This is a genomic window from Micromonospora sp. DT231, from assembly GCF_049847025.1.
Taxonomy (GTDB): Bacteria; Actinomycetota; Actinomycetes; order Mycobacteriales; family Micromonosporaceae; genus Micromonospora.
In genome coordinates this window covers 189,413-206,344 of record NZ_JBNCNO010000002.1, presented here as the reverse complement: position 1 = coordinate 206,344, position 16,932 = coordinate 189,413, and the positions used below count along the sequence as shown (strand labels likewise).

Annotated in this window: 11 protein-coding genes and 1 pseudogene; 3 read left to right on the top strand and 9 right to left on the bottom strand. The window is 70.7% G+C overall.

Annotation, left to right across the window (positions count from 1 at the left end):
- Window positions 1-2,116 precede the first annotated feature (2,116 nt).
- Window positions 2,117-2,977: pseudogene (locus ACPXBU_RS05735) on the top strand (hypothetical protein); the annotation flags it as partial.
- Between the two features lie 574 nt (window positions 2,978-3,551).
- Here the strand turns inward: ACPXBU_RS05735 and ACPXBU_RS05730 are convergent.
- Both ACPXBU_RS05730 and ACPXBU_RS05725 read right to left on the bottom strand, forming a co-directional pair.
- On the bottom strand, window positions 3,552-4,556 hold the full coding sequence (locus tag ACPXBU_RS05730; protein WP_425756949.1) for a D-alanine--D-alanine ligase family protein: 1,005 nt from the start codon (window positions 4,554-4,556) through the stop codon (window positions 3,552-3,554).
- Window positions 4,557-4,563: 7 nt separating this feature from the next.
- Window positions 4,564-5,877, bottom strand: coding sequence for a PLP-dependent aminotransferase family protein (locus tag ACPXBU_RS05725; protein ID WP_393365054.1), 1,314 nt, complete (start codon window positions 5,875-5,877; stop codon window positions 4,564-4,566).
- A 293-nt stretch (window positions 5,878-6,170) separates the two neighbouring features.
- Here ACPXBU_RS05725 and ACPXBU_RS05720 point away from each other — a divergent pair, with 293 nt between their 5' ends.
- On the top strand, window positions 6,171-6,836 hold the full coding sequence (locus ACPXBU_RS05720; protein ID WP_393365052.1) for a GNAT family N-acetyltransferase: 666 nt from the start codon (window positions 6,171-6,173) through the stop codon (window positions 6,834-6,836).
- 16 nt (window positions 6,837-6,852) lie between these two features.
- Here the strand turns inward: ACPXBU_RS05720 and ACPXBU_RS05715 are convergent, their stop codons facing one another.
- The 7 genes from ACPXBU_RS05715 to murJ all read right to left on the bottom strand — a co-directional run bounded on the left by ACPXBU_RS05715 (window position 6,853) and on the right by murJ (window position 15,220).
- Window positions 6,853-8,016, bottom strand: coding sequence for an N-acetylmuramoyl-L-alanine amidase (locus ACPXBU_RS05715; protein WP_393365049.1), 1,164 nt, complete (start codon window positions 8,014-8,016; stop codon window positions 6,853-6,855).
- A 186-nt stretch (window positions 8,017-8,202) separates the two neighbouring features.
- Window positions 8,203-8,526 (bottom strand): thioredoxin, encoded by a 324-nt coding sequence (gene trxA / locus ACPXBU_RS05710; protein WP_053651673.1) that lies wholly within the window; start codon window positions 8,524-8,526, stop codon window positions 8,203-8,205.
- A gap of 31 nt (window positions 8,527-8,557) precedes the next feature.
- Window positions 8,558-9,508, bottom strand: a complete 951-nt coding sequence (gene trxB / locus ACPXBU_RS05705; protein WP_425756946.1) for a thioredoxin-disulfide reductase — start codon at window positions 9,506-9,508, stop codon at window positions 8,558-8,560.
- Between the two features lie 182 nt (window positions 9,509-9,690).
- Window positions 9,691-10,677: a hypothetical protein gene (locus ACPXBU_RS05700; RefSeq protein WP_425756944.1), complete on the bottom strand. Its 987-nt coding sequence runs from the start codon at window positions 10,675-10,677 to the stop codon at window positions 9,691-9,693.
- The gene (gene sigM, locus ACPXBU_RS05695) at window positions 10,674-11,390 is read right to left on the bottom strand and encodes an RNA polymerase sigma factor SigM (protein WP_425757538.1); all 717 of its coding nucleotides are present in this window, start codon (window positions 11,388-11,390) and stop codon (window positions 10,674-10,676) included. Before sigM ends, ACPXBU_RS05700 begins: the two co-directional genes overlap by 4 nt.
- 43 nt (window positions 11,391-11,433) lie before the next feature.
- Window positions 11,434-13,035 carry a protein kinase family protein gene (locus tag ACPXBU_RS05690; RefSeq protein WP_425756942.1) on the bottom strand — a complete coding sequence of 534 codons (1,602 nt, stop codon included), beginning with the start codon at window positions 13,033-13,035 and terminating at the stop codon, window positions 11,434-11,436.
- Window positions 13,036-13,480: 445 nt separating this feature from the next.
- Complete coding sequence (murJ, locus tag ACPXBU_RS05685; RefSeq protein WP_425756940.1) at window positions 13,481-15,220, bottom strand: murein biosynthesis integral membrane protein MurJ; 1,740 nt, start codon at window positions 15,218-15,220, stop codon at window positions 13,481-13,483.
- 126 nt (window positions 15,221-15,346) lie between these two features.
- On the opposite strand from murJ, the gene ACPXBU_RS05680 reads away from it, so the two are divergent.
- Entirely contained in the window at window positions 15,347-16,807 is a 1,461-nt protein-coding gene (locus tag ACPXBU_RS05680) for a CCA tRNA nucleotidyltransferase (protein WP_393365034.1), read from the top strand.
- Window positions 16,808-16,932 lie beyond the last annotated feature (125 nt).

Sequence of the window (16,932 nt, the reverse complement as noted above, 5' to 3'; positions counted from 1 at the left end):
TCGCCCACGGCCGCGCACCCTCTCCGGGTGGCGCGGCCGTTCCGCGTCCGGCCGGCCGTGTTTCACGTGAAACGGCCGCGGTTCCAGGCTCGTCCAGCGCGGATTCTCTGGTGCGTGAGTTCGTGGTCGGTGGCCGGTCGGGGCGGACCGTGACAATTTCCTGCCATCGAACGTCAGGGCCATCCCTCGGGCGTCCGTCAGTCGACGCGGTCAATCCTCCTCGGCGCGGTGGGCCGACGACCGCAGCGGCGCGCAGGGCTTGTTTCACGTGAAACGGAGATCGGCCCATGTGGGCAACCTCTCGAACTCACCGGAATGACCATGAGGTCCGTTGCGGCCGCTGAGTGGCCCGCTGCCGCCTCGTGCGCCGTAGGGTGACCTCCCGTTGGCCCAGACCTCATCGAAGGCCTCTCGGCGCGAATACGACCCCCGGCGACTCCGCTGCCTCCCCTCGTCTGCCGCCTGACGTTCGGCTGCTGCCTCCCGGTCATTGGTTTCCCAGCTCGGTGCGGGTGCTTCCGGTCGCTGGCGCTCCTCTGGTCGGCGAGTCTTCCATCGTTGGTGTCGTCGCGAGCGCGCTGCTGCAACGGACGGTTCCGCCGGGTCCAAGGCTCGGCGGGTGGTCTGAGGACGGCGAGCAGAAACTTCCGGCCGCTGGCGTCGAGGCCCAGCGGGCACTCCAGTCGTTGGTGCGTGATGGTCAGCCGCGCCTCCCGTCTCCGGTTCTGGTGCCGGCCACGCCTCCCATCCTTGGTTCGTTGCGCCGGCCGCGCCTCTCGTCTTTGTTTCGTGACGCCGGCGCGCCTCTCGTCTCTGCTTCGTGGCCGCGCCGGCCAGGCTCCCCGTTGGGGTTGGACGGTCGGCCGCGCCTCGCGTCTTGGTCCGTGAACGACCGCTCTGCCCTCCGGCCGTCGGTACGTGACGCCCTCCGGCGCGTCCCGTCGTCGTCGCTCGGTTGCTGCCTCGCGTGCCCGTCGCCCTGACACTCCGAAGGGTTCACCTTCTGCTGAGGGGTCATCGACCATCGGTCCGTCGATGAGGCCGTGTCCTGCGTGTCCGTGGGCTCTGTGCCTGCGGGCCCTGAGGTTCGGCTGCTCTGTGTCTGGCTGCTCTGTGTCCGAGTGCTCTGTGCCAGCGTGCTCGATGTCGGCGGGACCTGTGCCTGTGTCCTGTGGTCCGCGATTGGGCGCCCTCTACGCCGAGCCGAGGCGTGATGTGTCGTCCGACGATCGGTGCAGCCCCACATCCCTTGAGGGACGCAGCACTCGCCTGCACCCTCTGGCGCTCGTCAAGCGGAGGCGCGGCGACCTTCTCAACGAGGCGTCGGCGTAGACACCCCCTGGGGTTACGGCTCGGCACAAAGATCGACTTCGGGGAACGCTCGGAGCCTGTCGGCGATCGGCGGTCAGCCAGCGCCAGGTGGACCCGACACCCGATACCCCGGCCACCCGATACCCCGGCCACCCGATACCCCGGCACCCGATACCCCGGCACCCGATACCCGGCACCCGATACCCGGCACCTGGCACCCGGCATCCGGCACCCGGCACCCGGCACCCGGCACCTGGGCCATGATCGTGCTCGAACCAGGATGTAGTGGCCTCGGTGACGGCAGAAGCCACTACATCAATGATCGAGCGCGATCTTGTGCTCCTTTAGACGCGGCCGAGACGGCCGCCCTCGGGAGCTCGGCACTCGCGCTGCCCCGGAAGCCTGCCGCCCCGGAAGCCCGCCGCCCCGGCACCCGCCATCCGACGACTCCGCGTTTGGGCAGCCTTCGCGGCGGCGGAGGACGGCAGATTGGCGCGGATGAGCCGGCGGTGTCGACTGGTTGTCGCCGCGCGGTTCAGCGGCCTGCGGACAACGACCGACCGGCCGAAAAGTTATCCACACCCTTTGTCCACAGGCACCCCCTGTTTCACGTGAAACAGCGCGTGAGAGCGGGTGCGAGCCTGTGGATGACGGCCTGTGTTGGCGATCTCGGCAGCCTGTGGATATCGGTTCGCCGCTCGGTGGTGACGTGGCACACCTGTCCGACCGAGGGCACTGATCCGGTCGGTCGGGAGCGGTCAAACAGGTAGGGACAGCGGTGCCAGACTCGGTTAGGGTCAGCGTCGTGCACGACACCCCTCCCTCAGTCCCGGACTTCACGCAGTGGCCGTCGTTTCCCTTCGAGGGGGACCTCCACGTGAAGCAACTCGATGATCCGGTCCCGGTCGAACCACCCCGGAAGGGCGAGGGTCTCCGGGAATGCACCGCTTGCAACGCACCCGATGAGGCCTACATTTGGGTCGGTGAGCGGTGGCGGGTCCGTGCCATGGACCGGCCCACCGGTCTGCCCATGGTGCTCATCCTGGAATCGCGAACGCACCTCGACCTTGGTGACCTGCCGAACCTGCTCGCCGCCGAGCTGGGCGTGATGACCGTGCGGCTGGAACGAGCCATCAGGTCGCTCGACGGTGTGGCGCGTGTGCACGTGAACCGGTGGGGAGACGGCTCGGCCCACCTGCACATGTGGTTCCTCGCCCGGCCGTACGGCCGTCTCCAACTGCGGGGCACCTTCCTGTCGCTGTGGGATTCGATCCTGCCGCCGATCTCCGAGGCGCAGTGGCGGGAGAATCTGGCGCTTGTCGCCGCCTGGCTCGCCGAGTTCGGCGGCCGTCCGCTGGCCGAGCCACCCCGGATTCAGTGGCAGGCGCCGTCCAGTCTGCTGGCCCAGTCCGCCGCTGCGGATGCCGCTGCCGCCGCCCAGGCAGCATCGGCGGAGGCAGCAGCCTCGGTCATCGAGGCAGCAGAGGAAACCCCGGAACCAGCGCCGGAACTCACCGCCAGCGCCGGTCAGATCGACGGTGACGAGGCACCCGCAGCCGATCCCGTCGTCCTGGGCTCGGACACCGACTCGCCGGCGGACACCGAACCGACGGGTGAACCGGCTCGTTTGGCATCCGCCACCAACGAGCCGGCCGACGGCGCATCCACCGCCCCAACATCCGGCACCGCAGCAGCCGGCACCTCAGCGACCGGCACCTCAGCGACCGGCACCTCAGCGACCGGCATCTCAGCGGCCGGCATCTCAGCGGCCGGAACCCGAGCAGCCGGCGCGCCCACATCCGGCACGTCAGCATCCGCCGTCGTTGGCACCGAGGAGCCGGTTCCCGGCGGATCCACAGACCTCGGCGGTGCCGCGGCCCGTCGCGACCGGGCGGGCAGCACCGATGTCGAAGCCACCCCCGGCGCGGCCAACGAGACCGCCCCGGAGGCCACCCGCGACAGCGCCACCCGCGACAGCGCCGAAGCGGACAGCGCCAACCCCGACAGCGCCAACCCCGACAGCGTCAACCCCGATAGCGCCGAACCGGACGGCGCCGAACCGGACGGCGGCACTGCGGTTGCCTCACCTGCCGCATCCGCGCTTCCCGACGGCCCGGGCGCATCCGACGTACGGACGGCTCCCTGAGCGCGGACCGACCATGAGGATGGCGCGGCCGTCCCGACGCGCGGCAAGCGCGCACGCCTCGTGGTCGGCCCGCGCCGAGGTGATGGGAAGTTGGTCAGGGGGCGGTGACGCGGGTCGCCGCACGGGCGACCAGGGTGCCGAGGAGTCGGCCGAAGTCCAGCCCCGCTGCCTGCACGGCGAGTGGCAGTAGCGACGTCTCCGTCATGCCCGGCGAGACGTTGACCTCGAGCACGTGGGGCTGGCCGGCGGCGTCCACGATGACGTCGACCCGCGAGAGGTCCCGCAGACCGAGCGCGGTGTGCGCGGCGAGGGCCACGTCGGCGACGGTGGCGGACACCTCCGGGTCCAGCCGGGCCGGAGCGTGCCAGGTGGTCCGCCCGGCCGTGTAGCGGGCCGCGTAGTCGTACACCCCGTTGCGCGGCACGATCTCCACCGGTGGCAGCGCCTGTGGCCCGTTGCCCAGGTCGATCACGGAGACCGCCACGTCCATGCCGGGCACGTACCGCTCCACTAGGGCGGTCGAGTCGTACGCGAAGCAGCCCACCATCGCGGCGGGCAGCGCCGCGGCGTCCCGGACCACCGCGCCCCCCAGCCCCGACCCGCCCTGTGCGGGCTTCACCATCAGCGGCAGGCCCAGCCGGTCGACGATCCGATCCAGGACGGCGACCGCGCCAAGCTCGGAGAAGCGGTCGTGTGGGAGGGCCACCCAGTCCGGGGTGGGGATGCCGTCCTCGCGGAGCACCGCCTTGGCCGACGGCTTGTCCCAGGCGACCCGGGAGGCACGGGCGTCGCAGCCGACGTACGGGATGTCGCACAGGTCCAGCACGCCGCGCAGCGATCCGTCTTCACCTGTGGCGCCGTGCAGTGCGATGACGACGGCGTCCGGCGGGTCGGCGGCGAGCGCCGGCAGCAGGGCCACGTCGGCGTCCCGCAGCTCGGCCTCCACGCCGACGGCGCGCAGCGCGTCGAGCACCCGGCGACCGGAGCGCAGTGACACGTCCCGTTCGTAGGAGAGCCCACCGGCGAGCACGACGACGCGTAGGTCGGCCGGAACGGCGGAATCGGTCACGAGGAGGCGCTCGGCAGCGGTCGTACCCATGCCGGCATCATGCCAAGTCGGGCCCGGGCACGTCGGAGCCGGCCTGGCCGCGTCGGCCGGCGGCGCCGCCCACGGCACCGAAGACCCGGCGCATCGCGATCTCCTGCTCCATCACACCGGCCAGCCGACGGACGCCCTCGCGGATCCGCTCCGGTGGCGGGAAGCTGAAGTTGAGTCGCATCGCGCCGGTGCCGGTGCCGTCGGCGTAGAAGCCGGTGCCGGGCACGTAGGCGACCCGGGCGGCGACCGCGCGGGGCATCATGGCCTTGGAGTCGAGGCCCTCGGGCAGGGTGGCCCACACGAAGAGACCGCCGGCCGGCGTGGTCCAGGTGGTGCCCTCGGGCATCAGGTCGGCCATCGCGTCGAGCAGTGCGTCCCGGCGTTCCCGGTAGACCTCGCGGTAGACCTTGAGTTGCTGCCGCCAGGGCATCGTGCCCAGGTAGGTGGAGACCGCGGTCTGGGCGTAGACGCTGGGGCAGAGGATCTGTGCCTCGCTGGCGATGACGAGTTTGTCGCGGACCGCGTGCGGCGCCAGGATCCAACCGACCCGCAGGCCGGGCGCGAAGGTCTTGGAGAAGGTGCTGAGGTAGAAGACCCCATCGCGGCGGCGGGCCCGCAGGGGCGCCGGGGCCTCACCCTCGAACCCGAGCTGACCGTACGGGTCGTCCTCGACGACGAGCAGGCCGGCGCGCTCACAGATGTCGAGCACCCGTTCGCGGCGTTCCTCGCTGAGGGTCACGCCGGCGGGGTTCTGGTAGGTGGGGATCGTGTAGAGGAACTTCACCCGGCGGCCGGCGCGGGCCAGGTCGGCGATGGCCGTCTCCAGCGCCTCCGGGATCAGCCCGTCCGCGTCCATCGGCACGTGCACGACCTGTGCCTGGGCGGCTTGGAACACCCCGAGCGCACCGACGTACGTCGGCCCCTCGGCCAGCACCACGTCACCCGGGTCGAGGAAGAGCCGAGCCACCAGGTCCAGTGCCTGCTGCCCGCCGACGGTGACCACGACGTCCTCGGGGGAGGCGCCACACGCGGCGTCGATCCCGGAGAGCGACATCACCTCGCAGATCCGCTCGCGCAGCTCGAGGGTGCCCTGGCCGATGCCGTACTGGAGGGTGGTGACGCCGTGCTCGGAGCCGAGCCGGCCGAGCATCTCACCGACCGCGTCCAGCGGAAGTGCGGCGATGTACGGTGCGCCACCGGCGAGCGAGACGACCTCTGGACGACTTGCCACCGCGAACAATGCTCGAATCTCGGAGGCGGTCATCCCGCGTACCCGCCGGGCGTACCGGTCGGTGTAGTCGTCGAGTGTCGTGCCGGTCATGACCTCACCTCGATCGCTGCTCGGGCGGCTACCGCTCCGGGTACCCCATACACCGACAACCATGACGATGGGACACCGATTGTCGATCCTAGTCCGCCAGAACCAGGCTGCCGCCCCACAAATACGGATCGACCACATGGCGGACCCTGCGGGGCGTCCCCCGGTGAGGTGGGCATCTGCGCGTCCCCTCCCGGATCGCCGATTGGCGGCGTACGATCGCTCGTCGGAGCAGGAAGGCGGCGCTGTCGTTACGGGCCGCACCTACCACCGAGCCTATTGTGGGGATGCGCCATATGTCGCGACGTCTGGTCAGCCTGACCCTCGACACGTTGGAAGACGTTCCTCGCCCGTGCCGGCAGTGCGTCTACTGGGAGCTTGATCCGGTCTCCGCCGACCGGGCCTGCGCCGCCGGCGATCCGGGCTTGGAGAAGGAGGCGTGGGTCTCCCAGACGCTGCTGGAGTGGGGCTCCTGCGGCAAGCTCGCGTACGTCGACGGCATGCCCGCGGGTTTCGTGACGTACGCGCCGCCCGCCTACGTGCCCCGCTCGATGGCGTTCCCGACCTCGCCGGTCTCCGCGGACGCGGCACTGCTGATGACCGCAAACGTGGTCGCCGCGTTCGCCGGTGGCGGGTTGGGCCGGATGCTGGTGCAGGGCGTCGCCCGGGACCTGACCAAGCGGGGGATCAAGGCCATCGAGGCGTTCGGCGACGCCAAGTTCGGCGACGCGGACGACCCCGTGGGCGGCTGCGTGGCACCCGTCGACTTCTTCCTCTCGGTGGGGTTCAAGACCGTACGTCCGCATCCGCGCTTCCCCCGGCTGCGCCTTGAGCTGCGGACCGCGCTGAGCTGGAAGTCCGACGTCGAGTACGCGCTGGAGAAGTTGCTCGGCTCGATGAGCCCGGAGACCCTGCTCCGTCCGGTCCGCCCCGCTCCGGCCACCCGCTCCACGAACACCTGATCGCCGAACCGGCGGATCAGTCGACCACCGTGCCGGCGGTCACGACGGCACGCAGTTCGCTGACGTCCAGCGAGCCGGTGGGCACGTCCCGCTCGATCGGGTAGTACATCCGCTGCACCGCCGCCACGATCGCCTCCACGACCCGGTCACGGAAACGGGGATCGACAAGTTGGGCGCGGTCCGTGGGCGAGGTGAGGTAGCCGACCTCGACCCGGACGGCCGGCATCCGCGTCAGCCGCAGCAGGTCCCAGGTCTTGGCGTGGGTACGGCAGTCCCGGAGGCCCGTCCGGGCGACGATCTCCCGCTGCACCAGCCCGGCCAGGCGCTCACCGGTCGCCGACGTCACGCCGTTGTCGGTGCCGTAGTGGTAGGTGGCGACGCCCTCCGCATCGGGGTTGGCGTGGCCGTCCAGGTGCAACGAGATGAACACGTCGGCGCCCAGCGAGTTGGCCAGCAGTGCCCGGTCGGTGTCCGGTAGGCACCTGTCGGGCGACGGCCCGCGGGTGAGCTGCACCCGTACCCCGGTCGCGGCGAGCCGCCCTTCCAGCCGGCTGGCCAGGTCATGAACCAGGTCCGCCTCCGTCCAGCGCAGCGACCCGTCGGGCACCACCATCCCGGGATCGGTGCCCCCGTGCCCGGGGTCGACGACCACCGTCTTGCCGACCAGCGCGGGCCCGGACTGCCGGATCGCGTCGGATTCGCGCAGCCACTGGGGTCGGCCACCGACCACCTTGCGGCCGATCCGGCGCAACGCGTTCATCGTGTGCGGGCCGCAGGACCCGTCGGGGGTGAGGCCGACCTCGCGCTGGAACTGGGCCACCGCGCGGGACGTCCGGATGCCGTAGACGGCGTCCGCCCGGCCCACGTCGTACCCCATCTCCAGCAGCCGCTCCTGCAGTGACCGGACGTCCTCGCCGCTGAGCGGGTCGGGGACCGCGTGGTAGAGGGTGCGGGCGCCGAGCCGCCAACGGGCGGCATCCAGGGCGCGCCAGGTTTCCGCGCCGACCCGGCCGTCCACGCTGAGGCCCCGGGACTGCTGGAACGCGCGGACCGCCCGCTCGGTGTCGAGGTCGAACTCGTCGGTGGCCGGTCCCGCGGTGGTGAGCAGGTCGAGGCCGGTCAGGATGCTGCGGATCTCCGTGACCGCGGGGCCCCGGTCACCGGATCGGATCGGACGCACGGCACGACCCCCTCTGCACGACACTGGCTGGCCGGGCGGCCCAGGGTTGAGGCTATGCGTTCCGGGGCGGCGAGGTGGCGTGGCCGGGAAAAACGTCGAGCGGCGCGGCCGGAAAGACAGCTGCCGGAAAGACACCGAACCCCGCACCCGACGAGCGGGGCGGGGTTCGGTGGATGTTCCTGCTGGTCAGAGAGCCGATTCGATGAGTCGGACCAGCTCGCCCTTCGGCTTGGCGCCGGCGATGGACTGCACCGGCTGGCCGTTCTTGAACACGGTGAGCGTCGGCACCGACATCACCCGGTAGGCGCGTGCGGTTTCCGGGTTCTCGTCGATGTTGAGTTTGACGATGCTGACCCGGTCGCCCATCTCGCCGGCGATCTCCTCGAGCAGCGGCGACACCTTGCGGCACGGACCGCACCACTCGGCCCAGAAGTCCACCAGAACCGGCTTGTCGGCCTGCAGCACGTCAGCGACGAAGCTCTTGTCGGTGACCGCCTTGGTATTTCCCACTGTGCCCCTCCTCCGGGATGTGTTTCCTGTTTCAGCTGAGCGTCGCGATGAACCGTTCGGCGTCGAGCGCCGCGGCACAGCCGGTGCCGGCCGCGGTGATCGCCTGACGGTAGGTGTGGTCGACCACGTCACCGGCGGCGAAGACGCCGGGGACGTTGGTGCGGGTGCCGGGGGCCTGGACCTTGACGTAGCCCTCGTCGTCCATCTCGACCTGACCACGGAAGAGTTCGCTGCGGGGGTCGTGACCGATGGCCACGAACACGCCTGTCACGTCCAGCACCTTGGTGTCACCTGTGTGCACGTTGCGGACCCGTACGCCGGTGACCTTGCCGTCGTCGCCGAGGATCTCCTCGACGGTGCTGTTCCACTCGACCTTGATCTTCTCGTTGCCCAACGCCCGCTCCGCCATGATCTTGCTGGCCCGGAACGAGTCGCGGCGGTGGATGATCGTGACCGACTCCGCGAAGCGGGTGAGGAAGCTGGCCTCCTCCATCGCCGAGTCGCCGCCGCCGACGACGACGATGTGCTGGTTGCGGAAGAAGAAGCCGTCGCAGGTGGCGCAGGAGGAGACGCCGTGGCCCAGGTATTCCTGCTCGCCGGGCACGCCCAGCGGACGCCAGGCCGAACCGGTGGAGAGGATGATGGATCGGGCCCGGTACGCGGTCTCGCCGACCCAGACGGTGCTCACCGCGCCGGAACCGGCGTCGCCGGTGTCCACCAGCTCGACCCGGGTCACGTCGTCGGTGAGGAACTCGGCACCGAACCGCTCGGCCTGCTTACGCATGTTGTCCATCAGCTCGGGGCCGAGGATGCCGTCGGCGAAGCCGGGGAAGTTTTCCACCTCGGTGGTGGTCATCAGCGCGCCACCGGACTGCACGCCCTCAATGATCAGTGGCTTCAGGTTGGCGCGTGCGGCGTAGACCGCCGCGGTGTAACCGGCCGGCCCGGAGCCGATGATGATCAGGTTGCGGACCTCGTCCACTGCCGTCTCCCGAGTGTGTGTGTTCAGCGTCGGTGAGCGCACCGGTGCTGATCCGAGTTGCCGACGCCTGGGTGGGGTCGACAGCTGACTTCCAGAACGTCATCGTACGAAGCGTGGATTCCCGAGACGGGCATCTGGTGGGTCAGGTCACGTGGGTGCTCATCGTGCCGATGACCGTGGATTCACCCTACCCGCGCCGAATACCGGCTGTCCGCGCCGGACCCCGGCACTCCGCACTCCGGGCCGCTCACCCAGGCCCAGCGGGCCCCGGTCGCGTCGGTAAATCGGATGATGAGCGTCTGCTCGCCTTGGAAACGCGCGTAGTCGATCATTTCGACCGCCAGTGGAGCGGATCCGTGCTCCGCCGCGACCTCGGCCAGGCAGCTGCTCAGTGCGGCCTCGGTGGTCAGCCTTGTCAACTGGTCCGGCCCGTCGGGCGACGAGCGTCGCTCCTGCTCGGTGCCCACCCCCGGCTGCGAACCCGGCACGGCACCGCTCGTCTGGCCGGACGTGGTCTGCCGGTCGGCGGCCGGCGCGTTGCCGAGGGTCTGCGGGGTGTAGTCCGTACCGCTGCGCAGTGTCGGGCCGGTGGTGCGGACCGCCGCGTCGCCCGCGGGCGCGACGACCGGCCGATTGATGGCGCTGGTGCCGGAGTCGTCGCTCGCGCGCATCGACAGCTGGTCGAGGCCGAGCCCGACCGCGACGACGGCGATCACGGCGGCGGCCACCGGCGTGCCACGACGGAGCCAACCGTGCCGGCGACCGGGGCCGGTGGACGCCCGGCGACCAGCACGGGCCGGTGCGGGGATGGTCGCCCACCGACGGGACCCGCCCTGCACCGGCACGACAGGCGATGTCGTGGGGCGGTCGACGTCGGCGGTGTCCTCGTCGGTCGCGGTGTCCGCGACCGACGGCCCCGCGTCGACAAGCGCGGCGACGAGACGGTCGGTGATCGCCTGCGGCATCCGCGGCGACGGCTCGGCCCAGCGGCCCAGGTCCGCGCGGACCTCCGCGAGCGAGGGGGCCAGCAGCGCGTACGCCTCGGTCCAGGCCGGGTCCGTGGACACCAGCCGGGCGACCTCCTCCTGCTGCGGGGTGCCGTCCAACGCCCCGCCGAGGTAGTCAGCGAGGAGATCGTCGTCGACCTCCCGGAACCCCTCGGTCGTCACGTGTCCTCCTGGTTGGCGTCCCGCCGGTATCGCACCGACCCCGATCCGACGCCCTCGACCGGGCCTGGGTTCCCCGGCGTGACGCCCGGCACCTCCCTGGTCGGGCCGGTCGGGTCCGGGCGGGCCGACGGCGGCGAGGTGCCGGCGGGCCGAAGGTGCCCGAGCAGCACGGCCAGCCGCGCCCGCCCCCGGGCGCACCGACTCTTCACCGTCCCCTCGGCGACACCGAGGATCCGGGCCACCTCGGCGACCGGGTAGCCCTGCACGTCCACGAGCACCAGCGCGGCACGTTGCTCGAGGGGCAGCGCGGCCAACGCCTCGCGGACCACAAGCGCGGTCTCGTGGTCCGGTGCGGGCGCGACCGGCTCGATCCCCCCGATGCCCGAGCCGTCCCCCGCCCGGTTGCCGTCCGGCAGCGGCACGGTCGGGTGCGCCTGCCGGCGACGGATCCGATCCAGGCAGGCGTTTACCACGATCCGGTGCATCCAGGTGGTGACGGCGGAGTCACCGCGGAACCGAGCGGCCGCCCGATGCGCGGAGAGCAGCGCGTCCTGGAGCGCGTCGGCGGCCTCTTCACGATCACCGAGCGTACGCAGAGCGACCGCCCAGAGCCGGTCGCGGTGCCTGTGGAACAGCTCGGCGAAGGCCTGCCCGTCGCCGTCGACGTGGGCGCGCAGCAGCTCCAGATCGGTAGCGGCGGCGCGCCCGTCCATCACCACGTCCTGCGGATGCGGTGCCACGGCGGAGATGCCAGGATCACGACCCCTGGACCGTGATCTCCTGCACCCCCAGCTTGAAACCACCCTCGGCCGGCGGCAGCTCGGTGATCCAGAACAGCAGGTACCGGTATTTGGTGTCGGCGTCGAAGCCGTTGAACGTCATGGTGGTGCCGTCGTGATCCTCGAACGGCTGGCCGATCGGCGTCTTGTAGTCCGCGACCAGCTGCTTGTCGCCGCTGGGACTTGACGGCGGGTTGGTGGTGCCGGCGAGGAGTTGGGCGGACGCGCCCGTGGCCGACAGCCCTGCCTGGACCGACTTGACGCTGTGCGGCTCGCCGAGGTCGATCCAGACGCCCATGCCCTTCTTCAGGTTGCCGAAGTTGGGCCGGTCGCGGTACGTCTCGGTCTCCCAGCCCTTGTCCTCGTCACCGTCGATGACCTTCTCCGCGCCGCCGACCTCGCTGCGGTTCTTGCTGTCCGGGTCGATGATCCGAACACCCTTCACGGGCAGCTTGCGGACCGCGACGGCGGCCGGAGTGGCGTCGTTGGCCGGGGCGCTTGCCGACGGCGCGGGGCTCTGGCTGGCCTGCGGGTCCTTGTCGCCAAGCGTGCTGATGCCGATCAGCAGACCCACCAGGGCTACCGCCAGCAGGCCGGCGATGCCCACGGCGACCTTGCGACCACCGGCGGCGGCCAACGGCGACGGCTCTTCGCCGGTGTCGGCGGCGAACCGCAACGGGCCGCTGTTTTCGAGGTAGTGCTCCTCCTCGGCCGGCACGTCGAGTCGGGCCAGCTCGGCGGCGAGCACATCGGACGACGGCGGCGCGATCTCGGCGTCGAGCAGATCCATTGTCAGGTCGTCCAGGTACGCGGGCACGCCCGCCCGGACCTGACGTGGCGCGGCGATGCCACCTCCGGCGTCGCGAACGGCGTCCGGGATGGCGGCCCGCCCGTGACCGGCGGTGGCGCCGTGCAGCGGCGCCTCGGCGTGTGGCCACGAGCCGGTGAGCGCGAAGTAGAGGATGCCGCCGACCGCCCGGATGTCGTTCTCCTGGCTGTCCGCGCCGTCGGTGCGGGCGTCGGCCAGGACCACCCGGCCCTCGTCACTGATCATGACGGTGCCGGGGTGGACGTTGCCGTGGACCATGCCTGTGGCGTGGACGGCGGCGAGCGCGCTCGCGACGGCGTTACCGATCGCGGTGGCACGGGCCGGATCCAGTGGACCGTCGGCCGCGAGGTCGCGCAGGGACTGCCCGTCGACCCACTCGCGCACCACGTACGCCCGCTCAGCCTCGTCGATCGCGTCGTAGACGCCGACCAGGTTGGGGTGGATGACCCGGCTGGCCGCGACGGCGGCCTGGAGCATCTCGGTGGCGGAGTCGCCACCCGGGTAGCGCAGCACCACCGCGACGGGACGGCGCAGGATGACGTCGACCCCGCGCCAGACCAGCCGACCCGCGCTGTCGTTGTTGATGTGCTCAACCAGTTCGTACCGCTCGGCGAGGACTTCACCGGCCGTGGGAGCACCGAAGGTCATAACCGGAGGAGCGCTTTCGTCCGCCTCCTGACCCTCGCCGACCTGGGTCACCCGTCCTCCCTCGGTGATCGTGTCGATCGATGGACCCGCACTGCTGGGCATGTGGCTTCCCGCTCTGCCGTTGAAGGAACCGGCCGACCGGTGTCGACGCGCAGCGTCGGCCCCTGCCGTACCCGTCGAGAGCGACCTTACCCGGGTTGCTCGTCTCCCCGACATGTCATCTTCCCGCCTTACCCGACGGGCTTCCGGCAGTCGAAGAACTCGTCCGGTTACGACCGTTGTCAGCCACGTTGCTGGCACATGTACTAGCTAATCTACGGCTTCACCGCAAGTGACCGACGCCGGGGCTGGGCTGGCGTGGCGCTCCCGCCACCGTGCCTGTTCCCCCCGATCGGCTTGCCACGCTCAGCCGTACGGTTGGTTATCCACAGGCCGATGCGGCAGTTGACCGGCGAATCGCGGAGTTATCCACAGCTGTGTCCCCAGCCTGGTGATCCGTGGTCACGTTCCGTGTGTGCGCAAACTTTTTGTGATCGGATGCTGGCGGTCAGCGACCGAGGCGGCGGCGGACCATGCCGACCACCTCGGTGATCTCGCCGATCCGCAGCAGCGTGGCCAGACCCAGGTAGCTCCCGCCGATCACCGCGCCACCGACGACGAGTTGGATCACCGCCTCGAACCAGCTCGGCCGGTCGCCGCCGGGCAGCAGGCTGATCACCAACCATCCGACCAGGGCCGCGCCGAGGGCGGCGACCACGACCCGGCCGAGGGTGCGCATGATGGCGCCCAGGCCGATCCGGCCGACCCGGGGCCGCAGCAACCAGGCGGAGGCGACCGCCGCCGCCACGTACGAGACCGCGTTGCCGATCATCATCCCGGCCGCCGCGAAGTGCGCGGCGAACGCGGCGAAGAGCACGATCTGCACGCCCACCCGCAGCGCCACCACCGGGATGTTGATCAGGGCCGGGGTGCGGGTGTCCGGCAGCGCGTAGAAGGCGAAGGTGAAGAGCTGACTGATCGCGAACGGCACCAGGGCGAGCGCGGCGGTCAGCAGCACGGTGGACGTCGCCGTCGCGTTCTCGGCGGTGAACGCGCCGTACCGGAAGACCACGACCGAGATCGGGGTGGACAGCACGGCGTAGCAGACCGCGATCGGCGCGAGCACCGCTGTCACCATCCGGACACCCCGGGAAAGGTCGGCGGTGACGTCGTGGAACCGGCCGTCCGCCGCCGCGGCGGCCATCCGGGGCATCAGCGCGGTGATGATCGAGACGGCGATGATGCCGTGCGCCATCATCAGCAGCAGGAAGACGTTGTTGTAGATCAGGATGCCGGCCTGGTCCGTGCCCGCGGCCCGGGTGAGGAGGTTGACCACCACGAAGAGGCCGAGCTGGTTGACCGCCACGTAGCAGAACATCCAGGCGCCGAGCTTGGCCAGCTCACGCAGCCCCAGCTCGCGGAAGTCGAACCGCCACTTCCAGCGGAAGCCGACCTTGCGCAACGCCGGCAGCAGGCCGGCGGTCTGCACCGCCACACCCAGCAGGGTGCCGCCGCCGACAAGCAGGATCCGGCCGAGGCCCATGTCCGACGGCTGCAGCCCCTTCGCCCCGTAGACCAGGATGTAGAGACCGAAGACGCCGATCACCACCAGGTTGTTGAGGATGGGCGCCCACATCGGCGCGGCGAAGTGACCCCGCGTGTTCAGCACCGCGGCGATCAACGCGCTGACGCCGGTGAAGAACAGCATCGGCAGCACCAGCCACGACAGGCGTGTGATCAGTTCGGTGTAGGCCTCGTCCTTGCCGCTGGCGTAGATGGCGGTCAGCCAGGACGCCGATGCCACGGCGATCAGGGCCGCCACGGCCAGTGCCAGCACCGCGAGGGAGAGCAGCCGCTGGGCGTACGCCTCGCCCCGGTCCGCGTCGCTCTTGCGCCGACGGACCAGCACCGGGATCAGCACACTTGTCAGCACGCCGCCGAGCAGGAACTCGTACACCTGGTTGGGGAGGAAGATGGCGGTCGTGTAGGCGTTGCCGATCAGGTTGCCGAGGGCGGCACCGATCATCAGGTTCCGGATGAAGCCGGTGCCCCGGCTGACCAGGCTGCCGATCGCCATGACGGCGCTGTTCGCGGCGGCGCTGGTCTCGCCGACGACCTCGGGCGGAGGCGCCGTGGCCTCCACCCCGGGCTGGTTCAGCGGCTCCGCGGAGATGAAGACCGCCCCGTCCGCCGGCGGCACGTTACCGTCCGGCGTGGCGTTGGCGCTGCGGTAGAGCCCGCCGCTCATCTCCAGCCTCCCAGGGGTACGTCGAGCCGGACACCGACCCGCACGCCACAGACCATAGTCAACCCCCACCCGTTACCCACGCCCGGCGGATCGGATCACACCCCGGCCCGATAGGCTGGCGATCCCATGTCCGAAGCCTCCGCTCCCCACGCCGCCGACCGCCGCGAACTCACCGCCGCGCAGCGCAACGCCGTCGCCGAACTGCTCCGGGTCTCCCCGGTCGCCGACGAGTTGGGCCGCCGGTTCGTCCGCGCCGGCCACGAGTTGCACCTGGTGGGCGGTTCGGTGCGGGATGCCCTGCTCGGCCGACTCGGTGACGACCTCGACTTCTGCACCGACGCGCACCCCGACGAGACGCTGCGGATCATCAAGGGTTGGGCCGAGTCGATCTGGGAGACCGGTCGCGAGTTCGGCACCATCGGCGCGCAGCGCGACGGCCTCCGGCTGGAGATCACCACCTTTCGTGCCGAGTCCTACGACCAGGTCAGCCGCAACCCGGTGGTGGTGTACGGCACAAGCCTCGACGAGGACCTCAAGCGGCGCGACTTCACGATCAACGCGATGGCGGTCAGCCTGCCGGAGCACCGGTTCACCGACCCGCACGGCGGCCTGGGCGACATCTCGGCAAAGGTGATCCGGACTCCGAGCACCCCGGGTGAGTCGTTCGGTGACGACCCGTTGCGGATGCTGCGGGCCGCCCGGTTCGCCGCCCAGTTGCGCTTCGCCGTGCACCCGGACGTGCACCGGGCCATGACCGAGATGGCCGCCGACCTGGACCGGATCACCGCCGAGCGGATCCGGGACGAGTTCACCAAGCTGCTCTGCGGCGCGGACCCGATCACCGGGCTGCGGCTGCTCGTCGACACCGGCCTGGCCGAGCGGTTCCTGCCGGAGCTGACCGGGCTGAAGCTGGAGATCGACGAGCACGCGCAGCACAAGGACGTCTACGAGCACACCCTGACGGTCGTCGAGAACGCGGTCTCCTACGAGGAGGAGGGCTGTGACTTCATCCTGCGGATGGCCGCCCTCCTGCACGACGCGGGCAAGCCGGCGACCAAGGCGGTCGGGTCCGATGGTCGGGTCAGCTTCCACCACCACGAGGTGGTCGGCGCTCGGCTGACCAAGGCCCGGATGAAGGCGATGCGTTACCCCAAGGACGTCACCGCGAAGGTGACCGCGCTTGTCGCGCTGCACCTGCGTTTCTACGGGTACGGGCGGGGCGAGTGGACCGACTCGGCGGTGCGTCGCTACGTCGCCGATGCCGGTGACCTGCTGCCCCGGCTGCACAAGCTGACCCGCTCGGACTGCACGACCCGTAACCGGCGCAAGGCCGCCCAACTCGCGGCCGACTACGACGCGCTGGAGGAGCGGATCGCCCGGATCGAGGCCGAGGAGGATCTGGCCCGGGTCCGCCCCGACCTGGACGGCAACGCGATCATGGAGCTGCTCGGCGTACCTCCGGGGCCGGTCGTCGGCCGGGCCTGGAAGCACCTCAAGGAGCAGCGCCTGGAGCACGGCCCGCTGGACCGCGACGCCGCCGAGGCGGAGCTGCTGCGCTGGGCCCGCGCCGAGGGCCTGATCACCTAACGTCCGTTCCGCCCGGCGGCTGCGGGCTAACGGGGTGCAAAACGCACCCCAAATAACTTCGGAACCGTCGTTCTGATCTATCTGTCGCTCTTTTTACAGCACCGAAGAATGTCGTTGCTGTCTGT